Here is a 7,805-nt window from a genome sequence, read left to right on the forward strand (position 1 = left end):
GCATGATTTCGCCGTTTTGCGAGTTCTGCATGGTGGCGGCAATCTTCGGATCCTTCGCCAACTGTTCCTGGAACGATTTCAGCGCCACGGCACCCAACGGTTTGTCTTTGTTAACGTCAGCCAGGCCTTGATCGGTGATCAGGTAGTTCTCCAGGAACTCGGTCGCCAGTTCCTTGTTCGGGCTGGCGGCGTTAATGCCCGCAGTCAGCACACCAACGAACGGTTTGGACGGCTTGCCCTGGAAGGTTGGCAACAGCGTGACGCCATAGTTGATTTTGCTTTGTTCGATGTTGGTCCAGGCCCAAGGTCCGTTGATGGTCATCGCCGTCTGGCCCTTGTTGAAGGCGGCCTCGGCAATCGAGTAGTCGGTATCGGCGTTGATGTGTTTGTTCTTCACCAGATCGACGATGAACTGCAGGCCAGCCTGTGAACCGGCGTTGGCTACGCCCACGTCTTTGATGTTGTATTTGCCATCTTCAAACTTGAAGGCATAACCGCCATCGGCGGCAATGATTGGCCAGGTGAAGTAGGGCTCTTGCAGGTTCCACATGATGGCGCTTTTGCCTTTAGCGCGCAGCTCTTTATCCAGTGCCGGGATCTCTTCCCAGGTTTTTGGCGCTTCTTTGATCAGGTCTTTGTTATAAATCAGCGACAGGGCTTCCACCGCGATCGGGTAACCGATCAGCTTGCCGTCAAAGCGTACCGCATCCCAAGTGAATGGATAGATTTTTTCCTGGAAGGCTTTGGAAGGGTGGATTTCTGCCAACAGGCCCGATTGCGCGTAACCCCCGAAACGGTCATGAGCCCAGAAGATGATGTCCGGGCCGTCACCGGTAGCGGCAACCTGCGGGAACTTCTCTTCCAGTTTGTCCGGGTGTTCGATGGTCACTTTGATGCCGGTGTCTTTCTCAAACTTTTTACCCACCTCGGCCAGGCCGTTATAGCCTTTATCGCCGTTGATCCAGATAACCAGTTTGCCTTCTTCTATTTTGGCGAAAGCGGAGGAGGAGAGCACCAGCGTCGTTAATGCTGAAAGCGCAAGCCGGCGTACGGTTGTTGTCATTGTGCGATTCATAAATCCAATCCTTCTGTGGGGACTGCGGTAAGGAGAGCGGTTACGCGCTAATAGTGGGTCACAACCCGCTGTGTTCTCATCCTCCCCCCGTCTACGCCCCATGCCTGAGTAGTGTGATCCAGCTAGCAAACCGCCCTATTCTGTGGTGTCGGACACTAAAAGGGAGGGCTATTTTTGTCGGGGAGATCACAGATTTGCCTTATATCGGGAACTTTTGCCGCGCATCGTCGTTCTCTCATCCTCCCGTCTCCTCCCCCATGAAAAATCCTGTTACGGATGATTACCCCTTCTCGCCCTTACCCCACTATTGGCAGCATTGATTTTTACCGCCTAACGCTGCAGGAACCCGGATCTATGTCACCAGTGCGTACCGCCACTCATCCTACGTTGTACCGGATCCATCCGGTCAGTTTCCGCGATGGAAACGGCGATGGTGTGGGCGACGTGCGCGGCATGATGGCGGCGCTACCCTATCTGAAAACGCTGGCGGTGGACGGGCTGTTATTGCCGCAGGCGTTATCACCAGAGACTGGGGCAGAAGTGGCCGGGCACGGGCTGGCACTTTGGCACAGTGAAGGTACCCAGCGTATCTGCCGCAGTGCCGCTCCCGAACAACACTATGCCCGCAGCGCGCTGGCGCTGGAAGTGGTGCCGTTCAGCTGCGAAAAGCTGGTGGAGGTATTGCATACCCATCGCCATCAACTGGGCGAAAAAGTCTGGAGCACCGGCGAAATCGATCAGCCGCGGGTGGTCAGCCATTGGGGGCAAGGCGATCTGCGTTCTGCGCAGGCTTTCCTGACTCTGTTGGCTTTGCTGCCCGCTCCTATCTGTTTGTATCAGGGCGAAGAACTGGGCTTGCCACACGCGGCGGATCTGCAAGAACCGCAGGGGGCGCAAACCCCGATGCCTTGGCATGAAGCGCCGGAGCAGGTCACCGCGGGAGAGATCCACTGGTATCAACATGTGGCGATAGAACACCGTGCGTTGGCCATCAGCCGCCAGCAACACGACAACCATTCAACCTTACGTTACTGCCAGGCCCTGTTGGCTCTACGTCAGCACCCGGTGATCCAATGCGGGGTTCTGAGCCAGGTCAGCCAGGAAAATGGCGTCATTCGCTTAATTATTACCCATCAGGATCAATGCCTTGAAGCGCTGATCAACCTACAGCCTTATACTCAGCCGGCCGCACCGGCTGAGGCGACCAAGCCTATGGCATGGCAGTACGGTGCTCAGCAAGAGGGTCATCAATGGGTCTTGGCGGGTTTCGGTTCCGCCATCTTCACACGAAATATTAACTGCGAAAGCAGGGGAGTAACGCATGGCTAGCGTCACACTGCGCAGCGTTTATAAGGCCTTCGGCGAGGTCGTGATTTCCAAAGACGTCAATCTGACCATCGATGACGGCGAGTTTGTGGTGTTTGTCGGGCCATCCGGCTGCGGTAAATCGACGCTGCTGCGCATGATCGCCGGGCTTGAGGATATTACCTCTGGCGATCTGTTCATCGGCGAAAAACGGATGAATGAGGTGCCGCCTTCCGAGCGCGGTATCGGCATGGTCTTCCAGTCTTACGCGCTGTACCCGCATCTTTCCGTGGCCGACAACATGTCGTTTGGCCTGAAGCTGGCCGGGGCTAAAAAAGCGGAAATCAATCAGCGGGTTAATCAGGTATCAGAAGTACTGCAACTGGCGCATTTACTGGACCGGCGCCCAAAAGCCCTGTCTGGCGGACAGCGTCAGCGTGTGGCAATTGGCCGTACGCTGGTGGCTGAGCCGGACGTGTTCCTGCTGGACGAACCGCTTTCTAACCTGGATGCCGCACTGCGGGTGCAGATGCGCATTGAGATCTCACGTCTGCACAAACGGTTGCAGCGCACCATGATTTACGTCACTCACGACCAGGTTGAAGCGATGACGTTGGCCGACAAAATCGTGGTGCTGGACGCTGGGCGCGTGGCGCAGATCGGCAAGCCGCTGGAACTCTATCACTACCCGGCCAATCGCTTTGTCGCGGGCTTTATCGGCTCGCCAAAAATGAATTTCCTGCCGGTGAAAGTGACCGGAGTGGAAGAGTTGCGGGTACAGATCGAACTGCCGATGCCCAATAGGCAATTGGTGTGGCTGCCGGTTGAAGGACAGGGCATTGAGGTTGGCACCAACCTGTCGTTGGGCATCCGCCCAGAACATCTGTTACCGAGCTCTGAATCTGAAGTGACATTGATGGGTGAAGTACAGGTGGTGGAGCAGCTCGGCAACGAGACGCAAATCCATATCCAAATTCCGGCAATTCGTCAAAACCTGGTTTACCGCCAGAACGACGTGGTGCTGGTAGAAGAAGGTGCAACATTCGCCATCGGCCTGCCGCCACACCGCTGTCACCTGTTCCGCGAGGACGGTACGGCGTGTAAACGGCTGCATCAGGAACCGGGTGTTTAAAGCATCAAGGTCTGTATAACAGGAGAATAATGATGACTACTCTGCGCAAACTTCCTCTGACGCTGGCTGTCGCCGCCGGTGTCTTGTCCTCATCAGCGATGGCGGTGGATTTCCACGGCTATGCGCGTTCCGGTATTGGTTGGACCGGGAGTGGCGGTGAGCAACAGTGCTTCCAGTCCACCGGTGCCAGCAGTAAGTACCGTCTTGGTAACGAGTGTGAAACCTATGCGGAACTGAAACTGGGTCAGGAAGTGTGGAAAGAGGGCGACAAGAGCTTCTATTTCGACACCAACGTGGCCTATTCCGTGTCGCAACAGTCTGACTGGGAATCCACCAGCCCGGCCTTCCGTGAAGTGAACGTGCAGGGTAAAAACCTGATCGACGCGTTGCCAGGTGCCAACATGTGGGCCGGTAAGCGCTTTTATCAGCGTCATGACGTCCATATGATCGACTTCTACTACTGGGACATCTCAGGTCCTGGTGCCGGTCTGGAAAATATCGATCTGGGCTTTGGCAAGCTGTCTGCCGCCGTGACCCGTAACACCGAATCCGGTGGTTCCTTAGGCTATATCGACAATCAGCGTGACGAGCGTCCAACCGTCAACGACACCTTCGACCTGCGTTTGGCTGGCCTTGAGCTGAACCCGGGCGGTACGTTGGAACTGGGTGTGGATTATGGCCGTGCCAATGAACAAGACGGTTACCACCTGGCCGATGGGGCAAGCAAAGACGGTTGGATGTTTACTGGGGAACATACCCAGAGCATTCTGGGCGGCTACAACAAATTTGTCGTGCAGTACGCCACCGATTCTATGACTGCGCAGAACAATGGCCGCAGCCAAGGCGCTTCCATTGATAACAACGGCAGCATGATCCGCGTGCTGGATCACGGTGCCATCGACTTCAACGATGATTGGGCAATGATGTACGTTGCCATGTATCAGGACATTAACCGCGACAATGACAACGGCACCACCTGGTACACCGTGGGCGTGCGCCCAATGTACAAATGGACGCCAATCATGAGCACCTTGCTGGAAGCCGGTTACGATAACGTGAAGTCTCAGCGTACTGGCGATCGCAACGGCCAATACAAAGTGACCCTGGCCCAACAGTGGCAAGCGGGTAACAGCATCTGGTCACGTCCGGCGATCCGTGTCTTCGCTACCTACGCCAACTGGGATGAGAAGTGGGGCTACGCAAGCAACGATTCCGGTGCGGGCTACAACGCAGGTACCGCCTATAACGATACCAGCATGCATACCTTCAGCCGTGGTAATGACGACGAAGTCACCTTCGGTGCCCAGATGGAAATCTGGTGGTAATACTGGCTTGACGGGAGGGCGCCTGCACGCCCTCCCTCTTACCGTTTAACCGGCAGTAGTGCGCTTGCCTGCCCGCTGCCGGGATGCACGCTCAAAGCGAGAGGGTAATAACAATGAAAAAAAATCTACTGTCACTCTGCCTGTCTCTGGCGTTGACCGTCGGCGCACCGCTGGCGACCTATGCCGATACTCCGGCCAACGTTTCCGTCGCACCGGCCATCAGTGCCACCACGCTGCAAAGCTTGCCTTGGCAGCCGTTGGTACCGCCGGTTAGCCAGGATGTCCAACTCAACAACGTCAGCCCACAGATCAACCAGGGCCAGATCCAGGGGGCCGTTGCTGCATTTGCACTGCCAGCCGATCGGGGATCGCTGGAAATCCAACTGAGCAGTCTGGCCAATAAAAACTCAATCTTTGCCCCTAGCGTATTGGTGCTCGATGAACATCTGCGCCCGGCGGCCTATTATCCGAGCAGCTATTTCGCTTACCAGCCACCGGGCGTGATGTCTGCCGATCGGCTGGAAGGCACGTTGAAACTGACTCCCGCTCTGGGGCAAAAACAGATTTATCTGTTGGTGTACACCACGCAACAGGATCTGACTAAAACCACCACGCTGACCAACCCGGCCAAAGCTTATGCTCAAGGGGTGGGTAATGCGGTACCGGATATTCCGGATCCGATCGCCAGCCACAGCACCAGCGGCACATTGAAGCTGAAGGTGACGGCAGAACAAGGGGCCAGCAACATCATGATTGGCATGCTGCAATCGGCTCCGGCAACGCCACCGGTCGTGGTGGGTGCTGCCGCTCCGGCCGTTGCGGCTCCAGCACCGGTGGCTAGCGCACCGGCAGAGCCGATGCTTAATGACACCGAGGCTTACTTCAATAACGGCATCAAACAGGCGGTCAAGGCGGGGGATATCGATAAGGCGCTGAAACTGATGAATGAGGCCGAAAAACTGGGTTCCACCACCGCACGTGAAACGTTTATTGGCAGCGTGAAAGGCAAGGGGTAACCCCCCACGCTACCGATGCTGGCTTGATGATTGGTGCGCTTGGGCGCACCTTTTTTCATTTATCTGCCTGCGTCCCCCTGCTGATATTCAGCAGACAGGGACTTCCTTGGCTAGTCTGTCGCCAACAGCGTAAATTCCCTTGCATTACGACATCCTCTACTACGACAGCCCGGTATTTTCCCCCTGATAATGGGTGATGCGTTACGTCACGAATCTGCCTGCCGCTTTTGCATTTCTGCGTTACAATGGATTTCTGTTAACAGTTTGTATGGTTTGGCACGGCACGCAGGGCGCAGCCTCCAGCCTGGAGTAGCATAATGTCTGACAATAGGGATCCCATCCTGCCACCTATTGAGTGGCTGTCTGACCATTCCTCAATACCTGCCGCCGTTAGCGATTGGCTGATGGAGTTAGGTTCCATGACCCGTCGTTTTGAGCGCCACTGTGGCCGTGTGCAGGTAGAACCACAGCGTGAATGCTTCATCACTCGCGACCAGCTTGCCGAAGAGGCGGTTCATCTGCCACACAGCGAGCGCTATTGGCTGCGCGAAATCGTCTTGCTGGGTGACGGGCAGCCTTGGCTGCTGGGGCGCACGGTGATCCCACAGGAAACCCTGACCGGGCCGGATCTGGCGCTGGTCGATCTGGGGACGTTACCACTGGGCCGTTATCTGTTCAGCAGTGAAAGCCTGACGCGCGATTATATCCATGTTGGCCAGCAGAAGGATCTGTGGGCGCGGCGTTCTCGCCTCCGTCTGGCGGGAAAACCATTGTTACTGACGGAACTGTTTCTACCGGTCTGTCCACTGTATACGGTGGAAAAGGGCACTCCGGCATAATTAGGGGAGAAAGAACTTTGGAAGGGAGCGTGATTCAAAGCAAATGGCAGGCCTATTGCCATCTGATGCGTATCGATAAGCCGATTGGCTCGCTATTGTTGCTGTGGCCTACCCTGTGGGCATTGTGGTTGGCAGGAGGGGGAGTTCCTTCGCCGTCGGTATTGCTGGTGTTTGTGCTTGGGGTTTTCCTGATGCGTGCCGCGGGCTGCGTGGTGAATGACTATGCCGACCGCGCGTTCGATGGGCATGTGAAACGCACTGCTGGCCGCCCGATGCCGAGTGGTCGCGTCAGCGAAAAAGAGGCCAAGATCCTGTTTGTTTCGCTGGTGCTGGTTTCCTTTGCGCTGGTGCTGACGTTGAACGCCATGACCATCTGGCTGTCGCTGGCGGCTCTGGCGCTGGCCTGGGTTTACCCGTTTATGAAGCGAGTGACCAATCTGCCACAGGTGGTGTTGGGGGCGGCGTTTGGCTGGTCGATCCCGATGGCCTATGCTGCCGTCAGCGAGTCGCTGCCACTGAGTTGCTGGCTGCTGTTTCTGGCTAACATCTGTTGGACGGTGGCTTACGATACCCTGTATGCCATGGTCGATCGTGATGACGATCTGAAGATTGGCATCAAATCCACCGCGGTGCTGTTTGGCCGCCATGACAAGCTGATCGTCGGAGTGTTGCAGTTTGCTACGCTGTTGCTGATGCTATGGGTGGGTTATCTGATGCAGTTGGGGGGCGCGTTCTACTGGTCGCTGTTGTTGGCTGGAGCGTTGTTTATCCATCAGCAAAAGCAGGTGGCTGGCCGCGATCGCGATGCCTGTTTCCGTGCCTTCCTGAATAACAACTACGTTGGCTTGGTGTTGTTCATCGGTATTGCGCTTAGTTACGTGTGATTTGCCCAAAGCAAAAAGTAAAAAGGCATCCACTATCGGATGCCTTTTTTGTGGTAACTGACCTGCAAGTTACTCGTCTTCTTTTACCACTTCAGCCGCTAGCGCTGGGGTATTGGTTTCTTCCGGCATGCTGACGCTTTCGATGGTCAGCTTGATTTCCGGGGTGATCAGATCGCTCAACATGGTGTAAACCTCCATGGTGTGCTCGCGGATCGCATCGCCAATATCA

General features: G+C 55.9%; 7 protein-coding genes. 6 read left to right on the forward strand and 1 reads right to left on the reverse strand.

The genetic code is table 11. The annotated features are described in order from the left end of the window. Positions 1–1,075, reverse strand: a 1,075-nt coding sequence (gene malE, locus ACLQ7H_RS03595; protein WP_411751485.1) for a maltose/maltodextrin ABC transporter substrate-binding protein MalE, incomplete at its 3' end; no start/stop codon positions are given. A gap of 354 nt (positions 1,076–1,429) precedes the next feature. On the opposite strand from malE, the gene ACLQ7H_RS03600 reads away from it, so the two are divergent. The 6 genes from ACLQ7H_RS03600 (at position 1,430) to ubiA (ending at position 7,576) form a co-directional block, all read left to right on the forward strand. Beyond that, a complete protein-coding gene (locus ACLQ7H_RS03600) occupies positions 1,430–2,404 on the forward strand; it encodes an alpha-amylase family glycosyl hydrolase (RefSeq protein WP_411751486.1) in 975 nt (324 codons plus the stop codon). Continuing rightward, positions 2,397–3,512, forward strand: coding sequence for a maltose/maltodextrin ABC transporter ATP-binding protein MalK (gene malK, locus ACLQ7H_RS03605; RefSeq protein ID WP_411751487.1), 1,116 nt, complete (start codon positions 2,397–2,399; stop codon positions 3,510–3,512). The genes ACLQ7H_RS03600 and malK overlap by 8 nt, the downstream gene beginning before the upstream one ends. A 29-nt stretch (positions 3,513–3,541) precedes the next feature. Further along, complete coding sequence (locus ACLQ7H_RS03610) at positions 3,542–4,837, forward strand: maltoporin (RefSeq protein WP_411751488.1); 1,296 nt, start codon at positions 3,542–3,544, stop codon at positions 4,835–4,837. 113 nt (positions 4,838–4,950) lie between these two features. Next, positions 4,951–5,853 carry a maltose operon protein MalM gene (gene malM, locus ACLQ7H_RS03615; RefSeq protein WP_411751489.1) on the forward strand — a complete coding sequence of 301 codons (903 nt, stop codon included), beginning with the start codon at positions 4,951–4,953 and terminating at the stop codon, positions 5,851–5,853. A 317-nt stretch (positions 5,854–6,170) separates the two neighbouring features. After that, a complete protein-coding gene (ubiC, locus tag ACLQ7H_RS03620) occupies positions 6,171–6,692 on the forward strand; it encodes a chorismate lyase (protein WP_411751490.1) in 522 nt (173 codons plus the stop codon). Between the two features lie 17 nt (positions 6,693–6,709). Beyond that, positions 6,710–7,576 carry a 4-hydroxybenzoate octaprenyltransferase gene (gene ubiA, locus ACLQ7H_RS03625; RefSeq protein ID WP_411751491.1) on the forward strand — a complete coding sequence of 289 codons (867 nt, stop codon included), beginning with the start codon at positions 6,710–6,712 and terminating at the stop codon, positions 7,574–7,576. The last annotated feature ends 229 nt before the right edge of the window (positions 7,577–7,805 follow it).

Source organism: Serratia sp. (in: enterobacteria) (assembly GCF_046715635.1).
Taxonomy (GTDB): Bacteria; Pseudomonadota; Gammaproteobacteria; order Enterobacterales; family Enterobacteriaceae; genus Chania.

Excerpts from the sequence above, each read along its gene's own strand:
- ubiC (WP_411751490.1), top strand. The coding sequence starts at position 6,171 with ATGTCTGACAATAGGGATCCCATCCTGCCACCTATTGAGTGGCTGTCT.
- malK (WP_411751487.1), top strand. The coding sequence starts at position 2,397 with ATGGCTAGCGTCACACTGCGCAGCGTTTATAAGGCCTTCGGCGAGGTC.
- ACLQ7H_RS03610 (WP_411751488.1), top strand. The coding sequence starts at position 3,542 with ATGATGACTACTCTGCGCAAACTTCCTCTGACGCTGGCTGTCGCCGCC.
- ACLQ7H_RS03600 (WP_411751486.1), top strand. The coding sequence starts at position 1,430 with ATGTCACCAGTGCGTACCGCCACTCATCCTACGTTGTACCGGATCCAT.
- malM (WP_411751489.1), top strand. The coding sequence starts at position 4,951 with ATGAAAAAAAATCTACTGTCACTCTGCCTGTCTCTGGCGTTGACCGTC.